This is a genomic window from Streptomyces sp. NPDC054956, from assembly GCF_053609185.1.
On record NZ_JBSGXB010000083.1, the window covers coordinates 1 to 25,065 of the forward strand.

The 25,065-nt window shown below is 70.9% G+C and carries 26 protein-coding genes; 13 read left to right on the forward strand and 13 right to left on the reverse strand.

The features are described 5' to 3' along the window. Together ACWGDE_RS15965 and ACWGDE_RS15970 are read right to left on the reverse strand one after the other, a co-directional pair. The coding region (locus tag ACWGDE_RS15965; protein ID WP_453389589.1) for a phosphoribosyltransferase domain-containing protein at nucleotides 1-845 on the reverse strand (845 nt) is incomplete at its 3' end. Between the two features lie 8 nt (nucleotides 846-853). Next, nucleotides 854-2,020 (reverse strand): HpcH/HpaI aldolase/citrate lyase family protein, encoded by a 1,167-nt coding sequence (locus ACWGDE_RS15970; protein WP_453389590.1) that lies wholly within the window; start codon nucleotides 2,018-2,020, stop codon nucleotides 854-856. Nucleotides 2,021-2,214: 194 nt separating this feature from the next. On the opposite strand from ACWGDE_RS15970, the gene ACWGDE_RS15975 reads away from it, so the two are divergent. Beyond that, on the forward strand, nucleotides 2,215-2,943 hold the full coding sequence (locus ACWGDE_RS15975; RefSeq protein ID WP_453389591.1) for a TerD family protein: 729 nt from the start codon (nucleotides 2,215-2,217) through the stop codon (nucleotides 2,941-2,943). 34 nt (nucleotides 2,944-2,977) lie between these two features. Here the strand turns inward: ACWGDE_RS15975 and ACWGDE_RS15980 are convergent, their stop codons facing one another. The 6 genes from ACWGDE_RS15980 to ACWGDE_RS16005 all read right to left on the reverse strand — a co-directional run bounded on the left by ACWGDE_RS15980 (nucleotide 2,978) and on the right by ACWGDE_RS16005 (nucleotide 7,501). Further along, nucleotides 2,978-3,718 (reverse strand): TerD family protein, encoded by a 741-nt coding sequence (locus tag ACWGDE_RS15980; protein WP_453389592.1) that lies wholly within the window; start codon nucleotides 3,716-3,718, stop codon nucleotides 2,978-2,980. 141 nt (nucleotides 3,719-3,859) lie between these two features. Next, nucleotides 3,860-4,972, reverse strand: coding sequence for a DUF475 domain-containing protein (locus ACWGDE_RS15985; RefSeq protein ID WP_453389593.1), 1,113 nt, complete (start codon nucleotides 4,970-4,972; stop codon nucleotides 3,860-3,862). 25 nt (nucleotides 4,973-4,997) lie between these two features. Then, nucleotides 4,998-5,573, reverse strand: a complete 576-nt coding sequence (locus tag ACWGDE_RS15990; protein ID WP_453389594.1) for a TerD family protein — start codon at nucleotides 5,571-5,573, stop codon at nucleotides 4,998-5,000. A gap of 133 nt (nucleotides 5,574-5,706) precedes the next feature. Then, a complete protein-coding gene (locus ACWGDE_RS15995) occupies nucleotides 5,707-6,282 on the reverse strand; it encodes a TerD family protein (protein ID WP_008739115.1) in 576 nt (191 codons plus the stop codon). Between the two features lie 139 nt (nucleotides 6,283-6,421). Beyond that, nucleotides 6,422-6,880 (reverse strand): peroxiredoxin, encoded by a 459-nt coding sequence (locus ACWGDE_RS16000; RefSeq protein WP_112446264.1) that lies wholly within the window; start codon nucleotides 6,878-6,880, stop codon nucleotides 6,422-6,424. 195 nt (nucleotides 6,881-7,075) lie between these two features. After that, on the reverse strand, nucleotides 7,076-7,501 hold the full coding sequence (locus ACWGDE_RS16005) for a DUF3052 domain-containing protein (RefSeq protein ID WP_243329420.1): 426 nt from the start codon (nucleotides 7,499-7,501) through the stop codon (nucleotides 7,076-7,078). A gap of 436 nt (nucleotides 7,502-7,937) precedes the next feature. Between ACWGDE_RS16005 and aceE the strand changes: the two genes are divergently transcribed. Beyond that, the gene (aceE, locus tag ACWGDE_RS16010) at nucleotides 7,938-10,670 is read left to right on the forward strand and encodes a pyruvate dehydrogenase (acetyl-transferring), homodimeric type (protein WP_453389595.1); all 2,733 of its coding nucleotides are present in this window, start codon (nucleotides 7,938-7,940) and stop codon (nucleotides 10,668-10,670) included. A gap of 71 nt (nucleotides 10,671-10,741) precedes the next feature. Then, nucleotides 10,742-11,611, forward strand: coding sequence for a potassium channel family protein (locus ACWGDE_RS16015; protein ID WP_453389596.1), 870 nt, complete (start codon nucleotides 10,742-10,744; stop codon nucleotides 11,609-11,611). On the opposite strand, the gene ACWGDE_RS16020 is transcribed toward ACWGDE_RS16015, so the two are convergent. Then, complete coding sequence (locus ACWGDE_RS16020; RefSeq protein ID WP_453389597.1) at nucleotides 11,592-12,074, reverse strand: peptidase inhibitor family I36 protein; 483 nt, start codon at nucleotides 12,072-12,074, stop codon at nucleotides 11,592-11,594. The two genes, ACWGDE_RS16015 and ACWGDE_RS16020, sit on opposite strands and share 20 nt — an antisense overlap. A gap of 367 nt (nucleotides 12,075-12,441) precedes the next feature. Here ACWGDE_RS16020 and ACWGDE_RS16025 point away from each other — a divergent pair, with 367 nt between their 5' ends. The 3 genes from ACWGDE_RS16025 to ACWGDE_RS16035 all read left to right on the forward strand — a co-directional run bounded on the left by ACWGDE_RS16025 (nucleotide 12,442) and on the right by ACWGDE_RS16035 (nucleotide 15,288). Beyond that, nucleotides 12,442-13,095, forward strand: coding sequence for a TetR/AcrR family transcriptional regulator (locus ACWGDE_RS16025; protein ID WP_453389608.1), 654 nt, complete (start codon nucleotides 12,442-12,444; stop codon nucleotides 13,093-13,095). Between the two features lie 148 nt (nucleotides 13,096-13,243). Further along, nucleotides 13,244-14,383 carry an alpha/beta hydrolase gene (locus ACWGDE_RS16030; RefSeq protein ID WP_453389609.1) on the forward strand — a complete coding sequence of 380 codons (1,140 nt, stop codon included), beginning with the start codon at nucleotides 13,244-13,246 and terminating at the stop codon, nucleotides 14,381-14,383. 65 nt (nucleotides 14,384-14,448) lie between these two features. After that, the gene (locus ACWGDE_RS16035; protein ID WP_453389598.1) at nucleotides 14,449-15,288 is read left to right on the forward strand and encodes a DUF4429 domain-containing protein; all 840 of its coding nucleotides are present in this window, start codon (nucleotides 14,449-14,451) and stop codon (nucleotides 15,286-15,288) included. Between the two features lie 21 nt (nucleotides 15,289-15,309). Here ACWGDE_RS16035 and ACWGDE_RS16040 read toward each other — a convergent pair whose 3' ends face one another. Then, entirely contained in the window at nucleotides 15,310-16,332 is a 1,023-nt protein-coding gene (locus ACWGDE_RS16040; protein WP_453389599.1) for an aldo/keto reductase, read from the reverse strand. Then, a complete protein-coding gene (locus ACWGDE_RS16045; RefSeq protein WP_453389600.1) occupies nucleotides 16,329-16,730 on the reverse strand; it encodes a MerR family transcriptional regulator in 402 nt (133 codons plus the stop codon). Before ACWGDE_RS16045 ends, ACWGDE_RS16040 begins: the two co-directional genes overlap by 4 nt. A gap of 61 nt (nucleotides 16,731-16,791) precedes the next feature. On the opposite strand from ACWGDE_RS16045, the gene ACWGDE_RS16050 reads away from it, so the two are divergent. Continuing rightward, complete coding sequence (locus ACWGDE_RS16050; RefSeq protein ID WP_453389610.1) at nucleotides 16,792-17,610, forward strand: serine hydrolase domain-containing protein; 819 nt, start codon at nucleotides 16,792-16,794, stop codon at nucleotides 17,608-17,610. Nucleotides 17,611-17,622: 12 nt separating this feature from the next. Here the strand turns inward: ACWGDE_RS16050 and ACWGDE_RS16055 are convergent, their stop codons facing one another. Then, entirely contained in the window at nucleotides 17,623-18,294 is a 672-nt protein-coding gene (locus tag ACWGDE_RS16055) for a pirin family protein (RefSeq protein WP_453389601.1), read from the reverse strand. Between the two features lie 82 nt (nucleotides 18,295-18,376). Here ACWGDE_RS16055 and ACWGDE_RS16060 point away from each other — a divergent pair, with 82 nt between their 5' ends. The 5 genes from ACWGDE_RS16060 (at nucleotide 18,377) to fabF (ending at nucleotide 23,278) form a co-directional block, all read left to right on the forward strand. Next, on the forward strand, nucleotides 18,377-19,594 hold the full coding sequence (locus ACWGDE_RS16060; RefSeq protein WP_453389602.1) for a PucR family transcriptional regulator: 1,218 nt from the start codon (nucleotides 18,377-18,379) through the stop codon (nucleotides 19,592-19,594). Nucleotides 19,595-19,683: 89 nt separating this feature from the next. Beyond that, nucleotides 19,684-20,601 carry an ACP S-malonyltransferase gene (locus ACWGDE_RS16065; RefSeq protein WP_453389603.1) on the forward strand — a complete coding sequence of 306 codons (918 nt, stop codon included), beginning with the start codon at nucleotides 19,684-19,686 and terminating at the stop codon, nucleotides 20,599-20,601. A gap of 19 nt (nucleotides 20,602-20,620) precedes the next feature. Further along, entirely contained in the window at nucleotides 20,621-21,625 is a 1,005-nt protein-coding gene (locus ACWGDE_RS16070; protein ID WP_453389604.1) for a beta-ketoacyl-ACP synthase 3, read from the forward strand. Between the two features lie 59 nt (nucleotides 21,626-21,684). Next, nucleotides 21,685-21,933, forward strand: a complete 249-nt coding sequence (locus ACWGDE_RS16075; protein ID WP_453389605.1) for an acyl carrier protein — start codon at nucleotides 21,685-21,687, stop codon at nucleotides 21,931-21,933. A 79-nt stretch (nucleotides 21,934-22,012) separates the two neighbouring features. After that, nucleotides 22,013-23,278, forward strand: coding sequence for a beta-ketoacyl-ACP synthase II (gene fabF, locus ACWGDE_RS16080; RefSeq protein ID WP_453389606.1), 1,266 nt, complete (start codon nucleotides 22,013-22,015; stop codon nucleotides 23,276-23,278). A 71-nt stretch (nucleotides 23,279-23,349) separates the two neighbouring features. On the opposite strand, the gene ACWGDE_RS16085 is transcribed toward fabF, so the two are convergent. Then, the gene (locus ACWGDE_RS16085; RefSeq protein ID WP_112446277.1) at nucleotides 23,350-23,844 is read right to left on the reverse strand and encodes a DUF3145 domain-containing protein; all 495 of its coding nucleotides are present in this window, start codon (nucleotides 23,842-23,844) and stop codon (nucleotides 23,350-23,352) included. 249 nt (nucleotides 23,845-24,093) lie between these two features. On the opposite strand from ACWGDE_RS16085, the gene ACWGDE_RS16090 reads away from it, so the two are divergent. After that, a complete protein-coding gene (locus tag ACWGDE_RS16090; protein ID WP_453389607.1) occupies nucleotides 24,094-24,999 on the forward strand; it encodes an SGNH/GDSL hydrolase family protein in 906 nt (301 codons plus the stop codon). Nucleotides 25,000-25,065 lie beyond the last annotated feature (66 nt).

Sequence of the window (25,065 nt, forward strand, 5' to 3'; positions counted from 1 at the left end):
GCGCTGCCCCGGACCCCGCTCCTCAAACGCCGGAGGGGCTGGATTTCGGCCCCCGGGGCCTCGCCGGCAGAGGCCGGGACGGCGGAGGCGGCAGCCGCCTCGTACTCCTCGACCAGTGCCTGCCCCTTGGCCAGGACGCCCTCCGGGAGGGTGACCGTGCCCGAGGCCAGGGATATGAGGTCCACGCGGGCGCCCAGGTCGGCGGCGAAGGCGGTGAGGCGGTCGCGGTCGGCCGGGGAGCGCATGTCGACGAGGGCGACGACCACGTAGTGGCCGCGCGGGTGGCGGGCGTGCAGGTCGCGGATGGTGTTCAGGACCGTGTTGCCGGTGGAGAACTCGTCGTCGACGAGGACCAGCGGCCCGGAGCCCGCCAGCAGCTCGGGGTCCTCGGGGAGCAGCAGGTGCGAGGTGGCGTGCGAGTGGGCCTCCTCGAAGCCGCCCGCGGCCTCCACGCCGGGCACCGGGCGCCGGGTGGAGTGCAGGTACGGGGCCCTGCCGAGGCCGTCGGCCACGCAGTGGCCGAGCCCGGTCGCGGTCTCGGCGTAGCCGAGGACGACCGCCGAGGCGGCCTCCCGCTCGCCCAGCAGCTCCCGGACCCGCTCGCCGAGCCCGTACCCGGCGGCGTACACGACGCCCGGGGACTGCGGGACGTGCTTGCCCAGCACCTGCGAGACCAGCAGGTGCGCCCGCTTGGGGTTGCGCCGCAGCGCGAGCCCGAGCAGTTCTTCGAGCCTCGGCCCGTCGGTCCCGGTGCCCGCTCCCTCCTCCAGGCTGACGCCCAGCCGGTCCGCGACCCAGGTTCCCGACCACACCGCTTCGATCTTCTTGCCCTTCCTCGCAGTCAACGGCCCGCTCACACCTGGAGCCCGGCCGTGAGGAGATCGACGAAGCCGACCTCCTCCTTCGCCACACCGAAGACCTCGGCGCGCAGCATGGTGCGCTCGGCCCAGGCCCGGTGGGGCTTCACCTCGTTCATCTTGTTCGTGTAGGCGGAACGCATCACTCCGCCGCCTCCGCGCTCGGGGCGCAGGATGTCTTGAGCATCGCTGAACTCCTCGTGCGAGACCACCGAGAGCGCGTGGACCGGCGTGACGTGGGCGGGGTGGATGCAGGTCTTGCCCAGCAGTCCGTTGGCCCGGTCGAGCTCGATCTCGCGCAGCAGCCCGTCCAGGTCGTGCTCGATGAGCGCGGTGCGCAGCTCTTCGACGCCCTCCTCGAGGAAGGGGCTGCGGCGCAGCTGCGGCTTGAAGAGGCGCTGCTGGCTGCGGAAGTACTCCCACACCGGGCCGGTGACCGTGAAGCCGGTGCCGTCGGCGCGGCTGAGCACGTTGACCACGTCGGCGATCACTCCGGCGACGATCTGGACGTCGTAGGCGGTCATGTCGGGGGTGCGGCGCAGTCCGTACGCGGAGCAGAAGTCGGTCACGCCGAGTCGCAGGGCGAGTACGCGCTCGCGGTACTTGTTGACCGTGCGGGAGATCCCGGCGAGGGCCTCGACGCGGGTCTCCAGGTGGAGCAGCTCGGGGGTCTCCAGGACGGGCATGGCGTACAGCCGGGGCTGCCCGCTCGCCGCCTCCGCCTGGGCGACGGCTTCGAGGAAGGCGACGCCACGGGTTTCGGTGAACTTCGGGAGTACGAATCCGGCCAGTCGCGATGCCGTGCCGCCGAGCCGGTGCACGAGATCGGGGATCTGCTCGGGCGTGCGGACGCGGATGAAGAGCAGCGGGAGCTCGGCGGGGTCCTCGTCGAGGGCGGCGAACTGCCGCACGAGGTTCTCCTCGCCCCCCACTACGTCGGCGTCGCTGATGGAATCCTCCAGGCAGAGGACCATGGAGACGACTCCGCGGCCGGCCTGCTTGCGGATGTCGCGCGCGAGCTGGGTCCGGGTGGCCGGACTGTAGAGCGTGGCCCCCAGGGCTGCCGCGAGCGTGCGTGCGGGGGAAGCGGCGTTGAACTCGGCGGGCTCCTGGTGGAAGAGGTCCTTGCGGACGGTGGGCGAGATGTGCCCGAAATGACGCATGTGCTTCCCCCGTACTGCCTCGGCGGCCCAACTGGCGTGGCCGGTAATAGTACGTACGAATGAGATTCAAGAGTTCCTCAAGCACATGAAATCGAGGTAACCCTCTTGCACCATGCCCACGACTCGCGGCCGGGACAAGGGTCTGCGGGGGGCCGCATTGTCCCGGTCGTGCCCGGGAGTGCAGGATGGCCGTCATGACGCACGCGATGCAGAAGGGCTCCAACATCCCCGTGACCGCCACGGCGGTCCGGGCGGTGCTGCGCTGGACCGGTGGCCCCGACGTGCCGGACGTGGACGCCTCCGCGCTGCTGGTGGGCCCGGACGGGCGGGTGCGCTCGGACGAGGACTTCGTCTTCTACAACCAGCCCCGGCACCCCTCCGGGGCCGTCTGGCGGCTGGGCAAGAAACAGCTCGGCGACGGGATCACCGACGCCGTCCAGGCGGACCTGCGGGCCGTCACCCCGGTCGTGGACCGCATCCTCGTCGTCGCCTCCGCCGAGGACGTGCCCTTCCGGCGCGTCCACGACCTGCGGATCCTGCTCTACGACGCCACCGCGACCGGCGGCTCCGAACCGCTGGCCTTCTTCGACGTGCGGCCCGAGACCGGCGCCGAGACGGCGCTGATCTGCGGCGAGCTGTACCGGCGGGGCGAGGGGTGGAAGTTCCGCGCACTGGGCGAGGGCTACTCCAACGGGCTGGTCGGGCTGGCCACCGATCACGGGATCTCCGTGGACGAGGGCGCCCCCGACGCGGCGGCCCCGGCGGCCGCCCCGGTGGCGCCCGCGCCTCCCACGCAGGCTCCGCCGGCCGCGCAGCCCGCGTACGGGTACCCGCAGCCGGTGTCGCCCGTTCCCGTGCCGGCGCCGGGCGGGGACCCGTCCTTCCGGCTGCCGGCGCAGGGACCGCAGTTCATCCGCCGGTGAGCGCCCGGGCGCCGGGAGCTCACGCGGCGGCGGCTCACGCCTTCGTCTTGTAGCCCCGGCCCCACTGGAGGCCCCACCCGTACAGCCGGTCGAGTTCGGCCTGGAATCCGTAGACGAACTTGACCTCGCGGCGCACGATCAGCTCGCCCTTGACGTTCTCCAAGGAGACCACCGCGCAGGAGCGGGCCTGCGGGTGGCGCTCCTCCAGCGGGATCTCGATGCGCGGCCCGGTGATCGGGTAGAGGGTCACCATGGCGTGCGTCCGGTCGAAGGCCGGGGTCTGGTCGTAGATGTAGACGAAGACCAGCAGGCGCTTGATGTCCTCGGCGTGGTCGAGGTTGACGAAGATCGTCTCGCCGGAGGGCGCCCCGAACCGGTCGTCGCCGCTCAGCTTCACGTACGGCGGGCTGTTGATGTCGCCGTGCAGGTTGCCCAGCGGCTGGACGACGCCCCTGGTCCCGTCGGTCAGCTCGTAGAGGCAGCCGATGTCGAGGTCGACGTTGACCATGCCGTGGGTGTGCGCCTGCACCATGTCGGGCTTGAACAGTTTGAACGGATGCCGGAAGAGCTGCCCGCTCTGGCCGGCGGCGCGGCCGCCGATGTCCGAGGTGCGCATCCGCCAGGAGAGGTTGACGCGCAGGTTGCCGTGCACCGCCCCCTGTTTGGTGAGCGACACCGTCGGATGGCGTTTGGTCAGCTCGATGGCGTTCGACGAGGCACTGCCCGACTGGAAGTGCACCCCGCGGCTGCCCCTGATGCCGTCGAAGAATCCCATCCCCTCAACCCCCTGATCCCCTGGTCCTCTGGCTCCACTGATTGCCCCGGTTGGCCGCAGGCGTACGGAAGCGGGGCGGCCCGGTGAGTCCGTGGACCCCCGGACCGCCCCGCACTTGAGCGTTCCGCATTACCGCCGTGATCATGCCTCGGCGGCGGAACCCTCCAGTTCCAGGCGCTTGTTGCGGCGCACCGAGGACCAGAAGGACCAGGCGATCAGCACGACGCCGACGAGGCCGGTGACGACCTCGTTGATCTCGTGCTGGATGGTGACGAGCAGGATCACGGCGAGCGCGCCGATGGCGTAGTGCGCGCCGTGCTCCAGGTACACGTAGTCGTCGAGGGTGCCCTGGCGGACCAGGTAGACCGTCAGCGAGCGGACGTACATGGCGCCGATGCCGAGGCCCAGGGCCATGAGGACGATGTCGTTGGTGATGGCGAAGGCGCCGATGACCCCGTCGAAGGAGAAGGAGGCGTCGAGGACCTCGAGGTAGAGGAACATGAAGAACGCGGCCTTGCCGGCCATGGCGATGGCCGTGACGGGCTTGCCGCTCTTCTTGGCCTCTTCCTCCGCCTCGTGCTCGGCCTCTTCCTCTTCCTCGAGCTTGTTCTCGAAGTAGCCGGAGAGACCGCCGACGATCATGTAGGTGATCAGGCCGAGGACGCCGGAGATCAGGACGGTCTGCGCCTTGTCCACGTGGCCGGTGGACTGGTGGGCCTGGGTCGCGAAGGTCATCGCGGTGATGACCAGGACGATCAGCGCGATGCACGCGGACAGCATGTCGATCTTGCCGAGCTTCGCGAGCGGACGCTCGAGCCAGGCGAGCCACTTGATGTCACGGTCCTCGAAGATGAAGTCGAGGAAGATCATCAGCAGGAACATGCCACCGAAGGCGGCGATGGACGGGTGTGCGTCCGTGACCAGCTGCTTGTAATGGTCCTTTTCGGTCATCGCCAGCTGGACGGCCTCGATGGGCCCGATCTTGGCGCTGATCGCGACGATGACGACGGGGAAGACCAGTCGCATGCCGAAGACCGCGATGAGGACACCGACAGTGAGGAAGATCTTCTGCCAGAAGGCATTCATCTTCTTCAGGATCCCGGCGTTGACCACCGCATTGTCGAAGGACAGCGAGATCTCGAGGATCGACAGGATCGCCACGATCCCGAAGGCCTCCCACCCCCCGTAGAACACCGCTGCGACCAGACCGAGCGCAGTGATTGCGAACGACCAGCCGAAGGTTTTGAGAACCACTGGCACCCCATCGTCTTGTACGGCTTTACGAAACGTTGACCCCGAAGTCTAGAGCGATGCCCCGGAGCCCCGACGCGTACCCCTGCCCCACTGCGCGGAACTTCCATTCGCCCCCGTAGCGGTAGACCTCGCCGAAGATCATCGCGGTCTCGCTGGAGGCGTCCTCGGAGAGGTCGTAGCGCGCCAGTTCCTGGCCGTCCGCCTGGTTGACCACACGGATGAACGCGTTGCTGACCTGGCCGAAGCTCTGCCGGCGGGAGTCCGCCTCGTGGATGGAGACCGGGAAGACGATCTTGTCCACGGACTCCGGCACCTTGGTGAGGTCGATGATGATCGACTCGTCGTCGCCTTCACCCTCGCCGGTGAGGTTGTCCCCCGTGTGTTCGACGGAGCCCTCGGGGCTCTTCAGGTTGTTGTAGAACACGAAGTACTCGTCCCCGAGCACCCGGCCGCTGTTGCACAGCAGCGCGCTGGCGTCGAGGTCGAAGTCGGCTCCCGTGGTCGAGCGCGCGTCCCATCCGAGGCCGATCAGAACCCGGGTGAGGTTCGGTGCGGCCTTGGAGAGGGAGACATTGCCCCCCTTGGCGAGTGTGACGCCCATGTTGTGGTCCTCCCCGGACAACGGTGTGACGGCGTGGCGGTGTGGCGGTAAAGCCGGACCGGCGCCGTACACACAGTGCACGGCGCCGGACAGGTGAACAGGCTGCTCTGACGGATCAGGCCGGCCCGAGGACTCAGACGTTGACGCCGAAGTCCTGCGCGATGCCGCGCAGGCCCGAGGCGTAACCCTGGCCGATGGCACGGAACTTCCACTCGGCACCGTTGCGGTACAGCTCGCCGAAGACCATGGCGGTCTCCGTCGAGGCGTCCTCGGAGAGGTCGTAGCGGGCGAGCTCGGTGTTGTCGGCCTGGTTCACGACGCGGATGTACGCGTTGCGGACCTGGCCGAAGCTCTGCTGGCGGCTCTCGGCCTCGTAGATCGAGACCGGGAAGACGATCTTGGCGACGTCGGCGGGGACGCCGGCCAGGTTGACCTTGATCGCCTCGTCGTCGCCTTCGCCCTCACCGGTGGTGTTGTCACCGGTGTGCTCGACCGAACCGTCGGGGCTCTTCAGGTTGTTGAAGAACACGAAGTTCGCGTCGCTGGCGACCTTGCCCTGGTCGTTGGTCAGGATCGCGCTGGCGTCGAGGTCGAAGTCGACACCGGTGGTGGTGCGAGCGTCCCAGCCCAGACCGACGATGACCGCCGTCAGGTTCGGCGCGGCCTTGGTCAGCGAGACGTTGCCGCCCTTGCTGAGGCTGACTCCCACGGGTCCTCCATAAGGTTTTTGTGTGGGGCGGAGCCCCGTCGTGCGGTTTCTACAGGATCAACGTTTCGATCCTAGTGACGGGTTCCCGCGTGTACGGGCTTATTCGAGGCGAACGTGCCCATGAGCCTGCCGAACAGGATCAGAGGCTGTCGAGGGCCTTGATGTACTCGTTCAGGTCACGCGCGTCGGGCAGTCCGTTGACGACACTCCAGCGCACGATGCCGTCCTTGTCGATGACGAAGGTGCCGCGGACCGCGCAGCCCTTGTCCTCGTCGAAGACCCCGTAGGCGCGGGAGGTCTCGCCGTGCGGCCAGAAGTCCGACAGGAGCGGGTACTCCAGCCCCTCCTGCTCGCCGAAGACGCGCAGGGTGGGAACGGAGTCGTTGGAGACGGCGAGGAGCTGCACGTCGGCGTTCTGGAAGCGCGGGAGCTGGTCGCGCAGCTCGCACAGCTCGCCGGTGCAGACGCCGGTGAAGGCGAACGGGTAGAAGAGCAGCACCACGGCCTTCTCCCCCCGGAAGTCGGAGAGCCGCACGGTGGCACCGTGGTTGTCCTTGAGCTCGAAGTCCGGGGCCTTGCTGCCGACCTCGATCGCCATCTGTCGCATCCCTTCGGTCCCGCAGCCCCGCGTTGGGCTGTTCGGGTGATCTCAGCTTATGGGTCCGCCGCGCGTGCGGCGGGTCGCGCGTCGCGTCCGGCGGTGGCGGCGGCCGCCGCCGAACGCACACACCCCGCCGGCCGGGATGATTCCGGCAGGCGGGGTGCGTGTGTCCGCTTGGCTGCGGGGCGCGGCTCAGCGCTTGGACTTGGCCGTCTTCGGAGTCGCCAGCTTGGTGGCGGTCCACTCCTTGCCGACGGGGAGTCCCTTGGCCAGGGAGAGGCCGGCGGTCTCGGCGGCCTCGCTGATGTCGCTGGCCTCGACGAAGCCGTCCTTGCCGGTCTTGGGAGTCACCAGCAGGATCAGTGCGCCGTCCTCGACCAGCTCGGTCGCGTCGACCAGGGCGTCCGTCAGGTCGCCGTCGTCCTCCCGGAACCACAGCAGAACCGCGTCTGCGACATCGTCGTAGTCCTCATCGACGAGTTCGGTGACGTGATCCTCTACGGCATCACGGAATTCCTGATCGACGTCGTCGTCGTAGCCGATCTCCTGGACCACCTGTTCGGACTGGAAACCCAGCCGGGCGGCCAGGTTCTCCGCGTGGTCCGCGGTCGCGCTCACGGGGTGCCTCCTGCTCATGTTCGGTGAATGTCTTCGGCGGCGCGCGTACGCGCAGCATTGGGCGTAGTCCACACGGGCGCGGCGGATCGCGCAAGTACCCGGCCGCCGAGACCGTCGAAACGGTGACGATTACGGCCGTCTCGCCGCAACTTTCAGCCTCTCCGTATGTACCTCTCGTGATTCATCCCACACCATTCCACCCCATTCGGCATCGGCTCGGGACTTTCCTACCTGTTTGAGGGACGAACGACCTTGCGAAGCCGTAGATCGACATGGGCGTAAGGTTGCGGTTTGGCCGCCGTCGTCGCCGCACCCACCGGAATCCCGCCGACCTCAAGGGATTACCGAGCGGTAAAGATGACGATTTAGGCCGAGCGTAAGACCATGGGAGGCGGCGAACCCCAAGGCACGACTCCCCCGACAGCGAAGGAACAGCGTGGCTTCCGCATCCGATCGCAATCCGATCATCATTGGTGGCCTGCCGAGCCAGGTCCCGGACTTCGATCCGGAAGAGACGCAGGAGTGGCTGGACTCCCTCGACGCCGCCGTCGACGAGCGGGGCCGTGAGCGCGCCCGCTACCTGATGCTGCGGCTGATCGAGCGGGCCCGCGAGAAGCGCGTGGCCGTGCCCGAGATGCGCTCCACGGACTACGTCAACACGATCGCCACCAAGGACGAGCCCTTCTTCCCCGGCAACGAGGAGATCGAGCGCAAGGTCCTGAACGCCACCCGGTGGAACGCGGCCGTCATGGTCTCGCGCGCCCAGCGCCCCGGCATCGGCGTCGGCGGCCACATCGCCACGTTCGCCTCCTCGGCGTCCCTCTACGACGTGGGCTTCAACCACTTCTTCCGGGGCAAGGACGAGGGCGACGGCGGCGACCAGATCTTCTTCCAGGGTCACGCCTCCCCCGGTATCTACGCCCGCGCCTACCTCCTGGACCGGCTCTCCGAGCAGCAGCTCGACGCGTTCCGCCAGGAGAAGTCGAAGGCCCCGTACGGCCTGTCCAGCTACCCGCACCCGCGGCTGATGCCGGACTTCTGGGAGTTCCCCACCGTCTCGATGGGCCTCGGCCCGCTCGGTGCGATCTACCAGGCCCGGATGAACCGCTACATGCAGGCCCGCGGTATCGCGGACACTTCCAAGTCACACGTTTGGGCGTATCTCGGCGACGGCGAGATGGACGAGCCGGAGTCGCTCGGCCAGCTGTCCATCGCCGCCCGTGAGGGTCTGGACAACCTGACCTTCGTCGTCAACTGCAACCTGCAGCGCCTCGACGGCCCGGTCCGCGGCAACGGCAAGATCATGCAGGAGCTGGAGTCGCAGTTCCGCGGGGCCGGCTGGAACGTCATCAAGCTGATCTGGGACCGCTCCTGGGACCCGCTGCTGGCCCAGGACCGCGACGGCATCCTGGTCAACAAGCTGAACTCGACCCCGGACGGCCAGTTCCAGACGTACGCCACCGAATCCGGCGCGTACATCCGCGACCACTTCTTCGGCGGCGACCACCGGCTGCGCGCGATGGTCGAGAACATGACCGACCAGCAGATCCAGCACCTGGGCCGCGGCGGACACGACCACAAGAAGGTCTACGCGGCCTACGCGGCGGCCAAGGCCCACAAGGGCCAGCCGACGGTCATCCTGGCGCAGACGGTCAAGGGCTGGACCCTGGGCCCGAACTTCGAGGGCCGCAACGCGACCCACCAGATGAAGAAGCTGACGGCCGACGACCTCAAGCGCTTCCGCGACCGCCTGCACATCCCGATCACGGACGCCCAGCTGGAGGGCGGCGCGCCGCCGTACTACCACCCGGGCCGCAACTCCCCCGAGATCCAGTACATGCACGACCGCCGCAGCGCGCTCGGCGGCTACGTGCCGACCCGCGTGGTGCGCGCCAAGCCGCTGCAGCTGCCGGACGACAAGACGTACGCGGCCGCCAAGAAGGGCTCGGGCCAGCAGTCGATCGCCACCACCATGGCCTTCGTCCGCATCCTGAAGGACCTGATGCGGGACAAGGAGATCGGCCGGCGCTTCGTGCTGATCGCGCCCGACGAGTACCGCACCTTCGGCATGGACGCGTTCTTCCCGAGCGCCAAGATCTACAACCCGCTGGGCCAGCAGTACGAGGCGGTCGACCGCGACCTGCTGCTCGCGTACAAGGAGTCCCCGACCGGCCAGATGCTGCACGACGGCATCTCGGAGGCGGGCTGCACGGCCTCGCTGATCGCCGCCGGTTCGGCGTACGCGACGCACGGCGAGCCGCTGATCCCGGTCTACGTCTTCTACTCGATGTTCGGTTTCCAGCGCACCGGTGACCAGTTCTGGCAGATGGCCGACCAGCTGGCGCGCGGTTTCGTCCTCGGTGCGACCGCCGGCCGGACCACCCTGACGGGTGAGGGCCTGCAGCACGCCGACGGCCACTCCCAGCTGCTGGCGTCGACCAACCCGGGCTGCGTGGCGTACGACCCGGCGTACGGGTACGAGATCGCGCACATCGTCAAGGACGGTCTGCGGCGGATGTACGGCCCCGACGCCGAGGACGTCTTCTACTACCTGACCGTCTACAACGAGCCGATCCAGCACCCGGCCGAGCCGGCCGACGTGGACGTGGACGGCATCCTCAAGGGCATCCACCGGGTCTCCGCGGGAACGGCCGGCAGCATCGGGGCGCAGATCATGGCCTCGGGCGTGGCGGTGCCGTGGGCTCTGGAGGCGCAGCGCATCCTGGCCGCCGAGTGGAACGTCAAGGCGGACGTCTGGTCGGCGACCTCCTGGAACGAGCTGCGCCGCGAGGCCGTCGCGGTGGAGGAGCACAACCTGCTCCACCCGGAGGAGGAGCAGCGCGTCCCGTACGTGACCCGCAAGCTGTCCGGCGCGGAGGGCCCGTTCGTGGCCGTCTCCGACTGGATGCGGGCGGTCCCGGACCAGATCTCGCGCTGGGTGCCCGGCACGTACACCTCGCTGGGCGCGGACGGCTTCGGCTTCGCGGACACGCGCGGTGCGGCCCGGCGGTTCTTCCACATCGACGCGCAGTCGGTGGTCCTCTCGGTCCTGACCGAGCTGGCCAGGGAGGGCAAGATCGACCGGTCCGCCCTCAAGCAGGCCATCGACCGCTACCAGCTGCTCGACGTCCGGGCGGCCGACCCGGGCGCGGCCGGCGGCGACGCGTAGCCGTCACTCTTCCGTAGGGGCGCTGGGACATCTGTCCCAGCGCCCCTTACTTGTTCTTTACGATGCTCCGCATGAAGCAACCCTCCCGCCAGTCGCGGTGGGAGCGCCGGACGCAGACGCCTCTGCTGGTGCTCGCCCTCGGATTCGCCCTCGCCTACGCCGTGCCCATCGTCGTGCCCGACGCGAGCGCGGACGTGCACCGCGCCTGCACGCACGCCGAATGGGTGGTGTGGGCGGCCTTCGCCGTCGACTACCTGATGCGGCTGGGCCTGTCGGACTCGAAGCGGGCCTTCGTACGGACCCACTGGATGGACCTGGCGGCGGTGCTGCTGCCGATGATCCAGCCGCTGCGGCTGCTGCGGGTGGTCTCCACGCTGATGCTGGTGGGCCGGCGGGCCCGGATGGCCCCGCAGATCCGGCTGACCACCTACGTGGCGGGCGCGGTGGTCGGGCTGCTGATGTTCGGCTCGCTGGCCGTGCTGAGCGTGGAGCGGGACGCCCCCGGCGGCAACATCAAGAACCTGGGGGACGCCCTGTGGTGGTCGGTGACCACCATGACGACGGTCGGGTACGGGGACCACTCCCCCACCACCGGACTGGGCAGGCTGCTGGCGGTGGGCCTGATGCTCTCCGGAATCGCCCTGCTGGGTGTGGTGACCGCCAACATCGCGGCCTGGTTCATCTCCCGCTTCGAGCGGGACGACCTGGTGGAACGGGCCCAGACGGCCGCGATCGCCGAACTGACGGCGGAGGTACGGGCGCTGCGCGCGGAGGTCGCCCGGCTCGGCGCGCCCGGACCCGGGTCGGGGCCCGGGGCGGGGCCCGGGGCGGGGGGCCCGGCCGGGGCCGCCCCGGGCGCGGAGGTCCGTGCCCTGGCCGGCCCCGCCCGAGCGCCGGAGCCGGCTCCGGCGGCGGGCGCCGTCAGCGCTCCCACACCTTGAACGCCCTGACCTGGTAGGGCGACTGGGGCAGCCACACCCCGTCGCCCGGGTAGGTCTGGAACTCGCCCGTCTCGGCGCACTCGGCGGACTGGTAGGTGGTCACCGGGCGCCCGGTGCGGTTGACGAGGGACTGGGCGGTGGTGCCGGGCGGCAGCGCCGTACAGCTGTTGATGTCGAGGGTGCTGAGCTCGTGGGTCCTGCGGGCCCCCTTGAACTCCGGCTTCGCCCACAGGCACAGCTGCCCGGTGGCGCAGGCCCCGAGCGTCGGGGGCCCGGCGGCCCGGCCCGGGGCGTGCCCGGAGGCGTGAGCCGGGGCGAGACCCTGGGCGGGCGCCTGGGCGGGCGCCTGGGCGGGCCCCGCCGCGTGGGCCGATCCCGTGGCGCCCGGGACGAGCAGGGTGGCGGCGAGGACGGCGGCCGTGGCGACGGCGCGCCCGGAAGAAGTGGTGCTCCACGTACGCATGACGGGTCAACTCCTGGTGGACGAACGGGCCCCGGACCGTTTCCGGAGCTCCGTCGACACCACGCTGACCTGCGCGGACGGCCCGGCGGAAGGGGCCGGCGGCGGCTCCACCCTGATAGGCGACAGCCCGCCGCGACCACCGGAGGGAGCGGCCGCGGCCCCCGGGTTGACGCTCCGCGACCGCGCCCACGACGGCGGGGGTGGTGCCGGTGCCCGACCCGAACGTGTCGTGGGCGGTGCCCGCGAGGGCCCGCGCGAGCCGCTCCGCGACGCCCTTCCCGGCCGGGCTTGTCGCGCCCCGGGGCAAAGAGGACTCGGGGATACGCTGACCGCCCGCGCCACGTCAGAAAGGAACCCGTCCGCCGTGATCACCGACCAGCGGCCCGCGCCACCCGCACCGGCGGCCGGCCTGCGCGAACGCAAGAAGAGGCGCACCCGCGACGCCCTGCTGCGCGCCTCGCTCCTCCTCTTCATCGCCCAGGGGTACGAGGAGACCACCGTCGACGAGATCACCGACGCGGTGGACGTCTCCCAGCGCACCTTCTTCCGGTACTTCGCCAACAAGGAGGAGGCCGCCTTCGCCGTCCAGGACCTGGTCGAATCGCACTTCGTCGCCGCGCTGCGGTCCCGGCCGCCCGCCGAGGGCCCGCTCGCGGCGATGCGCGCGGCCGTGCTCGGGGCCTGGGCCACCGTCGACGAGGCCATCTCGGACCTGGTCCCGGTCGACCTGTACATGCGCAGCTACCGGCTCATCGAGTCCACCCCGGCCCTGCTCGCCGTGCACCTGCGCCGCTCCACCGAGCTGGAGGAGCGGATCGCCCGGCTGATCGCCGAGCGCGAGGGCCTGGACGTGGACGCCGATCCCCGGCCCCGGGTGGCCGTCGCCGCGTTCTCGGGCGTGATGAGGGTCACCGGCCGGCTCTGGGGGCAGGGCGAGGACACCGGTGTCGACACGATCCGGCGGATGACCGAGGTCTACCTGGACCAGATCGGCCCGGCGCTGACCTCCGACTGGCGGTGACTCCCGTCACCCGGCGCGCCACGGCCGCGAACGGTCTCCTACGCTGAGCTCAGTGAAACTGCCCGGCCCCGCCCAGCCCCACTCGTCCGACGCCGTCGCGCGCCCGGCCGCCCTGCGCACCCTGCTCGCGCTGGCGGTGGTCTTCCTCATGCTCGCGATCACCGGCTGGACCTCGGTGTACCGGCCGGAGGACGGGGTGTCCCCGCGCGACGCGGCGCTCGTCTCCTGGGCCCAGACGCACTTCGGCGGCCGCCCGGTGCCCGCCGCCGACGCCCCCGCTCCGACGGTGGCCCGGTTCTTCGCGAACCTGGACGGCGCGCAGCGCGCCCGGCTCGCCGAGGCCCACCCGCTCGTCGTCGGCAGCCTCGACGGCGTTCCGGTCTCCACCCGGTACCTGGCCAACCGGATCGCCCTGCGGCAGGCCGCACGCGTCGAGGAGGCCCACCGCACCGACATCACGCTGGCCCCCGCCGACCGCGCCACCGCCGCGCGGCGCGTCCACCGCTTCGAGTCCCTCGCCGAACCGGGCCGGCAGATCCTCACCTTCGACCCCACCGGCGACGGCCTCGTCGCCGAGGTCTTCGGCGACCTCGACGCGGCCCGCCGGGTCTCGGTGATCGTCCCGGGCGTCGACACCGACGCGCTCACCTTCGAGCGCACCGAGCGGCGCCTGACCGCCCCCGTCGGCATGGCCGAGTCCCTGTACGAGGCCGAGCGCGCGGCCGCGCCCGACAGCCGGACGGCTGTCATCGCCTGGGCCGGCTACACCGCCCCGAGCGGGGTCGGCATGGACGCCGCGACCGGGCGGATGGCCGTCGAGGGCGCCGCGAGGCTGCGCGCGCTGACCGCCGCCCTGCCCGGGAGCTCGAGCGTGGCGCTGTTCTGCCACAGCTACGGCTCCGTGGTGTGCGGGGTCGCCGCGCACGAGCTGCCGGCCCGGGTCACGGACATCGCGGTGGCGGGCAGCCCCGGAATGCGGGTCGGGAACGCCCGGGAGCTGGGCACTTCGGCGCGGGTGTGGTCGATGCGGGACTCCGGCGACTGGATCGCCGACGTGCCGCACCTGGAGTTCGGCGGTCTGGGCCACGGCGCGGATCCGGTCGCCCCCGGGTTCGGGGCGCGCGTGCTGAGCGCGGCCGGGGCCAAGAGCCACACCGGCTATTTCGAGCCAGGAACGGCCTCGTTGGACAACTTCGCCAAAATCGGAACCGGCGAGTTCGCTTCCACCGTGTGCGCCGCCGGGGACGACACGTGCCGGCGCGGAATATCCTCCACGGACGGTTCCTGACCCACCCGGACGACCCGAAATCGGACCTCACAGCGGGGGGACGCACAGGGGTGCGTCCCTTTACGATGTGCCGCATGGGTGACGTACTGGCCGGAAACCATGCCGTCTGGGAGTTCGACCGCACCACGGACTCGATGATCATCCGCTTCGTACGGGGGATACGAACGCCCAGACTCTGGCACGCCCTGGGGGCGCGCCGGATCCCCCTCGAAGCGTTGTCCGCGGTGAGCCTCACCGCCGGACGCCGGGACACCGTCGTCCTGCACGCCCGCGCGCGGGCGGGTGCGGACCCCCTGATGGAGGCCGCGGCGGGGCAGCTGAAGGAAACGTGCGATCCGTACCGGCTGGTCCTGCCCGGTGACGCGCGGGGGCGTGCGGCGGCGTTCGCGCAGGTCCTGCGCGAGCGGCTGGGCCCGGACGGGCCTGCCGAACGCTTCCTGGTCCCGGCGCCGCAGCCGCCGCTCGCCCTGAAGGCGTACGACGCCCGGCTCGCCTTCGACGGCGCCGCCGTCACCTTCCACTGGTCCCGTACGGGGGCCACGAGCACCAAGTGGAAGGCGGGCGACCAGCGTTGTCCGCTGGCCGCCCTGACCGGCGTCGAGTGGCACTCCCCGGACCGCCCCGGGGGTCACCTGCGGCTGTCGGTCCAGGGCGCCCCGGGCGATCCGCGCCCGGACCACGACCTGTCCTCGGCCGTCTTCGGCGTGGGCTGCGGAGCCGTGCACGAGTCCTTGCCGTTCGCGGCGGCGGTCCTCGCGGGGCTGCGTGCCCGCACGCCGGTCGCCGCGGTCCCCAGCCCCCGGGCCGATGACCGGATCCAGCACCTCGCCGAGCTGCACAGCGCCGGGCTGCTCACGGACGCGGAGTACACGGCCCTGCGCGACCGCTTCGCCGCCGGAGCCTGACCCTGCGGGGCCAGGTTCCGCCTACGCCTCGCGGGCCGCCGACGTGGAGGACATGTCCGGGTAGCGGTCGCCCGCCACGGCGGAGGCGATCGGCTCCAGCCGGGCCAGCTCGTCCCGCGTCAGGACGATCCGCGTCGCCGCCGTGTTCTCCGCGAGGCGGGAGGGCTTGCGGGTGCCCGGGATCGGGACCACCGTCAGCCCGTGCACCGCCGCCCGCTGCTGCACCCACGCCAGCGCGATCTGCCCCGGCGTGGCCTCCCGCGCCGCCGCGATCTCCCGTACCGGCGCCAGCAGCGCCGCGTTCGACTTCGCGTTGTCGCCGGTGAACCGGGGCTGGTCCTGCCGGTAGTCGCCGGCCGTCAGCTCCGTCGCCGCGTCCGTGAACGCACCGGTCAGGAAGCCGCGCCCGAGCGGGGAGTAGGGCACGAGCGCCACGCCGAGCTCCGCCGCCGCGCCCACCGCGCTGCGCTCCACGTCCCGGCTGAAGAGCGACCACTCCGACTGGAGCGCCGCGATCGGGTGCACGGCGTGCGCCTCGCGCAGCTCGGCCCCGGTCACCTCGCTCAGTCCGAGGTGGCGGACCTTGCCCTCGCGCACCAACTCCGCCATCGCGCCCACCGATTCGGCGAACGGCGCGGCCGGATCGCGCCGGTGCATGTAGTACAGGTCGATCACGTCGGTGCCGAGCCTGCGCAGGCTGGCCTCCACCGCCTCGCGGATGTACGCCGCGTCGTTGCGGATCCCCCGGTACACCGGGTCGTCGGTGCGCAGTATGGCGAACTTCGTGGCGATGGTGATCTCGTCGCGGTGCGCGGCCACGAACGGCGCGAGGAACTCCTCGTTCGCGCCCCGCCCGTAGACGTCGGCGGTGTCGAAGAGGGTGACCCCGGCGGCCAGCGCCGCGTCGAGCGTCTGCCGGGCGGCCGTCTCGTCCGTGTCCCCGTAGAACTCGCTCATGCCCATGCAGCCGAGGCCCTGGACGCCCACCAGCGGGCCGCCCTTGCCCAGTTCGGCCTTCTCGATCCTCAGCGTGTTCTCGGTCATGTCCGGTCCGCCCCTTCCGCCACCGTGCACATTGAATACATGTCGATCTTGTAGTCCAGTACGGCGAGCGCGTCGCCCAGTTCCGCGATCCGCGCCCGCACCTCGCGGCGCGTCCGCTCCAGCAGCTCGCGCCGCTGCTCGACGGTGTGCGCGCCCTCGCGGACCAGTTCGGCGTACCGGACCATGTCCGCCACCGACATTCCGGTGGCGCGCAGTTTGCCCACGAAGGCCAGCCAGTCGAGGTCCTTGTCGGTGAAGCGCCGCTGTCCCGAGTGCGAACGGTCCACGTGCGGCATGAGGCCGATCCGCTCGTACCAGCGCAGGGTGTGCTGGGTCAGACCGGTCCGGGCCTCGACCTCGCTGATCGTGTACCTCGTCTGCGTCTGCGTCAGGCTCATGGCCACCACGCTAAAACCTTGGAGTGCACTCCAAGCAAGTAGGCTCGGCCGCATGGAGAGCATGCAGAGTCTGCGGACCATCGAGAACTGGCCGGTTCCGACCGCCGCGGCCGCCGTCGTCCGCGCCGACGGGACCGTACTGGGCACCCACGGCCCGGTGGACCACCGCTTCGCCCTGGCCTCCGTGACCAAGCCGCTGGCCGCCTACGCCGCCCTCGTCGCCTACGAGGAGGGTGCGATCGAGCTGGACGAGCCGGCCGGGCCCGAGGGCTCCACCGTCCGCCACCTGCTGGCGCACACCAGCGGCCTGGCCTTCGACGAGCACCGCGTGACCTCCCCGCCCGGACAGCGCCGGCTGTACTCGAACGCCGGTTTCGAGGTGCTCGGCGACCACATCGCCAAGGCCACCGGAATCCCCTTCGCCGAGTACCTGCACCAGGCCGTCTTCGAGCCGCTGGGCATGGCGTCGAGCAGCCTGGAGGGCTCCCCCGCCAAGGACGGCGTCTCCACCGTCGCCGACCTCGTGCGCTTCGCCGCCGAACTCCAGCAGCCCCGGCTGCTGGACGTGCGCACCGTCGCCGAGGCCACCGCGGTGGTCCACCCCGGCCTCAAGGGCGTGCTGCCCGGCTACGGCCACCAGTCCCCCAACGACTGGGGCCTCGGCCTGGAGATCCGCGACGGCAAGTCCCCGCACTGGACGGGCTCCGGCTCCTCGCCGCGCACCTTCGGGCACTTCGGCCAGGCCGGAACCTTCCTCTGGGTGGACCCGGACGCGCGCGCCGCGTGCGTGGCGCTGACCGACCGCCCCTTCGGCCCGTGGGCCGTGGAGGCCTGGCCCGTGTTCACCGACGCGGTCCTCGCCGACCTCCGTCGGGCGTAGCTCTCAGGGGTCCTACGGGAGTTCCCAGATCAGCAGCTCGCCCGGGGAACCGGCGACGAGCTCCAGGTCCGGCTCGCCGGTGATCCGCAGCGAGTCCCCCGGGCCGATCTCCTCGCCGTCCTCGCCCTCCTCGCCGTCCAGCCGCAGGTCTCCCCGTACGACGTGCACGTACACGCGCCCGGCCGCGGGCACGGCGACCCGCTCGCCCGCGCCCGGACGCCGTACGTGCAGGACGGCCCCGGCCGCCGGGACCGCGTAGGGCGTGCTGTCGGCGATGCCCCTGACCAGGGCGTACGAGGGCTCCCCCGCCGAGTCGAGCGGCGCGAGCCACATCTGGACGAAGCGGAGCGGCCCGGGCCCGTCGTTGCGCTCCACGTGCCGCGTGCCGGAGGCGGCGCCGAGGTGCTGGACGTCGCCGGGCCGGACCAGGGTCGCGGCGCCCGTGCCGTCCCGGTGGGTGAGCTCGCCCTCGACCACCCAGGTCACGATCTCGGTGTGGCTGTGGGGGTGCTCGTCGAAGCCGGCGCCGGGCGCGAGGGACTCCTCGTTGCAGGCCATGACCGGGCCGAAGCGCAGGTTGTCCGGGTCGTAGTGCGCTCCGAAGGAGAAGGCGTGCCGGGTGGTGATCCCGGCCTGCGGGTCCCCGCCCTCGTACCGGTCGGCGCCTCGGCGTACGTCAATCATGTGGGCCACCGTAGCCCCCGGGCCGGGTCCGGCCGGTGGGACCGGACTCCGCGCGGTCTCCTCGATAAGGCAGTCTTGTCACGTGCCCCAACCCGAACGTGAGCATTCCCCCGCGATCCATTCCGCGCATCCGGCTCCCGCCCATCCGCATTCCGCGACCCTGCGGCGGCTCGAGAAGTCCTCCGGCCGGCTCGCCGCCAACGCCATCGCGCGCATGGACGAGACCCTGCCGTGGTACCGGGCGATGCCACCGGAGAACCGGTCCTGGATCGGCCTGGTCGCCCAGGCCGGCATCGCCGCGTTCACCGAGTGGTTCCGGCACCCGGAGACCCCGCAGGCGATTTCCACCGACGTCTTCGGGACGGCTCCGCGCGAGCTGACCCGGGCGATCACCCTGCGCCAGACCGTCGAGATGGTGCGGACCACGATCGAGGTCATGGAGACCGCGATCGACGAGGTCGCGGCGCCCGGTGACGAGTCGATCCTGCGCGAGGCGCTGCTGGTGTACGCCCGGGAGATCGCCTTCGCGACCGCCCAGGTGTACGCGCAGGCCGCCGAGGCCCGGGGGGCGTGGGACGCCCGGCTGGAGTCCCTGGTGGTCAACGCGGTGCTCTCCGGCGAGGCCGACGAGGGCGCCCTGTCCCGGGCGGCGGCGCTGGGCTGGAACTCCCCCGAGCACGTGTGCGTGGTGCTGGGCACCGCGCCGGAGGGCGACAGCGAGCTGACGGTCGAGGCGATCCGGCGTGCGGCCCGCCACCACAAGCTGCAGGTCCTCACCGGGGTGCTCGGCGACCGGCTCGTGGTCATCGCGGGCGGCAGCGACAACCCGATGCAGGTCGCGAAGTCCCTGATCGGTCCGTTCGCGGCCGGTCCCGTGGTGGCCGGCCCGGTCGTCCCGGACCTGCTGAACGCCACGAAGTCGGCGCAGGCCGCCGCCGCCGGGCTCAAGGCCTGCACCGCCTGGCAGGACGCTCCGCGGCCGGTGCTGGCGGACGATCTCCTGCCCGAACGCGCGATCGCCTCGGACCCTTCGGCTCGCGAGCAGCTGGTGGAGGAGATCTACAGACCGCTCGAAGAGGCGGGTTCGGCCCTCCTGGAGACCTTGAGTGTTTATCTAGAGCAGGCGAGCAGTCTGGAAGGCGCAGCTCGGATGCTGTTCGTCCATCCCAACACCGTGCGCTACCGGCTGCGACGTGTGACGGACGTCACCGGGTGGTCGCCCTCGGATGTCCGTTCCGCGTTCACTCTGCGGATCGCCCTGATCCTCGGGCGTCTGGCCGACGGCGACCCTCAGTCCTAGACTTTTGTCGGACATCAACAATTACCCCGAAGGTTCTTCGTCCCTGTCCCCACGGGCGGCGCGGACCGAACACAAGAGAGAGTGTGAGGGTGCTCGTACTCGTCGCTCCCGGCCAAGGCGCACAGACGCCCGGCTTCCTGACTCCCTGGCTCGAACTGCCCGGCGCCGCTGACCGCGTCGCCGGCTGGTCGGACGCCATCGGGCTCGACCTTGCCCACTACGGCACGAAGGCCGACGCGGAGGAGATCCGCGACACGGCCGTGGCGCAGCCTCTCCTGGTTGCCGCCGGTCTGCTTTCCGCTTCGGCGCTCGGCGCCCCGACGGCCTTCGGTGCCGTCGCGGGCCACAGCGTCGGCGAGATCACCGCCGCCGCCTACGCCGGCGTGCTGTCCGACACGGACGCGCTGTCCTTCGTACGCACCCGCGGGCTCGGCATGGCCGAGGCCGCCGCGGTGACCGCGACGGGCATGGCGGCGGTCCTCGGCGGAGAGCCGGACGTCGTGGTGGCCCACCTGGAGAAGCTGGGTCTGACCCCGGCGAACGTGAACGGCGCGGGCCAGATCGTGGCCGCGGGGACCATGGAGCAGATCGCGGCCCTGGAGGCCGACAAGCCCGAGGGTTCCATGAAGGTCGTCGCCCTCAAGGTCGCGGGCGCCTTCCACACGCACCACATGGCTCCGGCGGTCGCCGGTCTGGAGAAGGCCGCTTCGGCCCTCTCCCCGGCCGACCCGGCGCTGAAGTACGTATCGAACAAGGATGGTCAGGTCGTGACCACGGGCGCCGATGTCGTCGCCCGGCTGGTCGGCCAGGTGGCCAACCCGGTCCGCTGGGACCTGTGCATGGAGACGTTCGCCGCACTGGGCGTCACGGGGATCATCGAGCTGTCCCCGGGCGGCACCCTGGTGGGTCTGGCCAAGCGTGCGCTCAAGGGCGTTCCGAGCGTGGCCCTGAAGACCCCGGACGATCTCGAAAAGGCCGCGGCGCTCGTCGCCGAGCACGCGGTCTGAGAGAAGGAGCCCACACAGCATGTCGAAGATCAAGCCTGCCAAGGGCTCCCCGTACGCCCGCATCCTCGGGGTGGGCGGCTACCGCCCGGTCCGCGTGGTGCCCAACGAGGTCATCCTCGAGACCATCGACTCGTCCGACGAGTGGATCCGCTCCCGTTCCGGCATCGCGACCCGTCACTGGGCCTCGCCGCAGGAGACCGTCGCCGCGATGTCGGTGGAGGCCTCCGGCAAGGCGCTGGCCGCCGCCGGGATCGAGCCGGAGAAGATCGGCGCCGTGATCGTCTCGACGGTGTCGCACTTCAAGCAGACCCCGGCGGTCGCGACGGAGATCGCGCACCGCATCGGCGCGGGCAAGCCCGCCGCCTTCGACATCTCCGCGGGCTGCGCCGGCTTCGGCTACGGTCTGACGCTGGCCAAGGGCCTGATCGTCGAGGGTTCCGCGGAGTACGTCCTCGTGATCGGCGTGGAGCGGCTCTCGGACCTCACCGACCTGGAGGACCGCGCGACGGCCTTCCTCTTCGGTGACGGCGCGGGCGCCGTGGTCGTCGGCCCCTCGGACGAGCCGGCCATCGGCCCCACGGTGTGGGGTTCGGAGGGCGACAAGTCCGAGACCATCAAGCAGACCGTGCCGTGGGACGAGTACCGCAGCACGGACGGCGCCGAGAAGTTTCCGGCCATCACGCAGGAGGGTCAGGCGGTCTTCCGCTGGGCCGTCTTCGAGATGGCCAAGGTGGCCCAGCAGGCGCTCGACGCTGCCGGGATCACCGCGGATGACCTGGACGTCTTCATTCCGCACCAGGCAAACATGCGGATCATCGACTCGATGGTGAAGACTCTGAAGCTGCCGGAGCACGTCACGGTCGCCCGTGACGTCGAAACCACCGGCAACACCTCGGCCGCCTCGATCCCGCTCGCTATGGAGCGGCTCCTGGCGACCGGAGCGGCGAAGAGCGGCGACACCGCGCTCGTCATCGGCTTCGGGGCGGGACTCGTCTACGCCGCGACGGTCGTTACCCTCCCCTAGGGTCCGGAATCCCTTTTTCCGTCCCTGTTCCACCCCAGTACCCAGAGAAGGAGCGCCACATGGCCGCCACGCAGGAAGAAATCGTCGAAGGTCTCGCGGAGATCGTCAACGAGATCGCGGGCATCCCGGTCGAGGACGTCCAGATCGAGAAGTCCTTCACCGACGACCTGGACGTCGACTCGCTGTCCATGGTCGAGGTCGTCGTCGCCGCCGAGGAGCGCTTCGAGGTGAAGATCCCGGACGAGGACGTCAAGGGTCTCAAGACCGTCGGCGACGCCGCGAGCTACATCCTCAAGCACCAGGCCTGAGCCTGACGAGCGTTTGTCGCCACCTGGCGGTGGCGCCGTGACAATTCAGCACCCCCTGAGACGTGGAGAAAGAATTCCTGTGAGCCCGACCAATCGCACCGTGGTCGTCACCGGTATCGGCGCAACCACTCCGCTGGGTGGCGACAGCGCTTCGACCTGGGAAGGTCTGCTTGCCGGACGTTCCGGCGTGAAGCCCCTCGAGGGTGAGCGCTTCGCCGAACTCCCGGTCCGTATCGCCGCAACCGCCGCCGTGGACCCGAGTGAGGTCCTTCCCCGGCCGCTGGCCCGCAAGCTGGACCGCTCGGCCCAGTTCGCGCTCATCGCGGCCCGCGAGGCGTGGGCCGACGCCGGCTACACCGCCCCGGCGGGCGAGGACGCGTCGATCGCGCCCGAGCGCCTGGGCACCGTCATCGCCTCCGGCATCGGCGGCGTGACCACTCTGCTCGACCAGTACGACGTACTGAAGGAAAAGGGTGTGCGCCGGGTCTCCCCGCACACCGTCCCCATGCTCATGCCGAACGGCCCGTCCGCCAACGTCGGCCTGGAGGTCAACGCCCGTGCGGGTGTGCACACTCCGGTCAGCGCCTGCGCGTCGGGTGCCGAGGCCATCGGCTACGCCGTCGAGATGATCCGCACCGGCCGTGCCGACGTGGTCGTCGCGGGCGGCACCGAGGCGGCGATCCACCCGCTGCCGATCGCCGCGTTCGCCAACATGATGGCGATGTCCAAGAACAACGAGAGCCCGACCACGGCCTCCCGCCCGTACGACAAGGCCCGCGACGGCTTCGTCCTCGGCGAGGGCGCCGGCGTCGTGGTCCTGGAGTCCGCCGAGCACGCCGCCGCGCGCGGCGCCCGGGTCTACTGCGAGGTGCTGGGCCAGGGTCTGTCCGCGGACAGCCACCACATCGCGCAGCCCGAGCCGACCGGCCGCGGTGTCGCCGCCGCCGTGCAGAACCTGCTCGACAACACGGGCCTGGACCCGGCCGAGCTGGTCCACCTGAACGCGCACGCCACGTCCACCCCGCAGGGTGACACGGCCGAGCTGAAGGCCCTGCGCAAGGTCCTGGGCGACGACCTCGACCACATCGCGATCTCGGCCACCAAGTCGATGACCGGTCACCTGCTGGGTGGCGCGGGCGGCATCGAGACCGTCGCGACGGTGCTGGCGCTGTACCACCGCCTGGCCCCGCCGACGATCAACCTCGACGACATCGACGAGGACATCGACGCGGACATCGTGCGCGGCGAGCCCCGCAAGCTCCCGGCCGACGGCCCGATCTCCGCGATCAACAACTCCTTCGGCTTCGGCGGCCACAACGTGACGCTCGCTTTCCGCAGCGTCTGAAGCAGCTGACCGAGGCTCAAGCGGAAGGCCCACCCGGATTCGTCCGGGTGGGCCTTCTGCGTGAGTCCCGCTCAGACGACCTGGTGGAGCCAGCGGACCGGGGCGCCCTCGCCCGCGTAGCGGAAGGGTTCGAGCTCGTCGTCCCAGGGTTTGCCCAGCAGTTTGGCGATCTCCGCCTCCAGGTCCGTCTCGCCGCGCGAGGACCGGGCGAGGGCCGCGCGCAGCCGGTCCTCGGGGATCAGGATGTCGCCGTGCATGCCGGTGACGGCGTGGAAGATGCCGAGCTGCGGGGTGGAGCTGTAGCGCTCGCCCTCGGCCGTCGGGCAGGGTTCCGCGGTCACCTCGAAGCGGAGCAGGTGCCAGCCTCTCAGTGCGGAGGCGAGTTTCGAGGCGGTGCCCGCCTCGGCCTGCCAGGAGAACTCGGCTCTCCAGGTGCCCGGGGAGGCGGGCTGACGGATCCAGTCGAGGTTCACCCGCACCCCGAGCACCCCCGCAACAGCCCATTCCACGTGCGGGCAGAGCGCGCGCGGTGCGGAATGCACGTACAGGACTCCACGTGTCGTCACCGGGACCTCCAGTGTGGGACGAGGTCGGGAATAAACTCCAGAAAACGGACAGTATGTGACGTGATGTAATGTAACGGAAATTATTTGACATTGCGTTGCGGGACTTGCGGCCGAAACGCCACGGGAAAAAGCTACCGTGCGCCGGGGGTCATGGTGTGACGTACGGTCGCTCCCAGGCCCGTAAACACAGAGCATTCACTCAGCAGGACGCCCCCGGACGACACGGGGCGACGAGGAGGGACCTCCCGCATGCGCACCACCGCCCCGCGCCGCCGCACGCGCAGGACGCCTCCGGGCGCGGGCGCGTTGGCCGCCCTGCTGATCGTGACGGCGGGCGCGCTCGGCGGGTGTTCGGCGGACGGGGCGAAGCCCGGGGGCGAGCGGGGGGCGCAGGCCGCGCCCCGGTGGAACACCGCACCCGCCTCCGTCGCCGCGGTGGGCGACTCCATCACGCGCGGTTTCGACGCCTGTTCGGTGCTGGCCGACTGCCCGGAGGCCTCCTGGGCCACCGGTGACGACCCCGAGGTCCACTCGCTGGCCGCCCGGCTGCTCGGCGAGGCGGAGGCGCCCGCGCGCAGCTGGAACTACGCGGTGACCGGCTCCCGGATGGCCGACCTGCCCGGCCAGCTGGCCTCGGCGGCCCAGCACAAGCCGGACCTGGTCACGGTCATGGTGGGCTCGAACGACGCCTGCCGGCCGTCGGCTTCGTCGATGACCGGGGTGGACGCCTTCCGCTCCGGCTTCGAGAAGGCGCTGTCCGCCCTGCGGACCGCCTCGCCCGCCTCGCAGGTGTACGTCTCCAGCGTCCCGGACCTCCAGCGCCTGTGGGAGCAGGGCAAGGACCACCCGATGGTGCGCCAGGTCTGGAAGCTCGGCATCTGCCAGTCGATGCTGGCCGATCCCACCTCCGAGGCCTCCGGGGCGACGGCCCGGCGCGAGCAGGTGCGGGCGCGCGTGGTCGAGTACAACGAGGTGCTGCGGGAGGTCTGCGCGAAGGACGCGCTGTGCCGCTACGACGGCGGCGCGGTGTTCCAGTACCCCTTCTCGGCGGAGCAGTTGAGCCGCTGGGACTGGTTCCACCCGGGCAAGGACGGGCAGGCGCGGCTCGCGGAACTGGCGCACCGACAGGTGACCTCCGCCGAGCCCCCACGTTGACGCCGTGGCACGGACAGGACCGGGGGCGGGTGTCAGGGCCCGCCCCCGGTCCAGCTCTTGAACCCC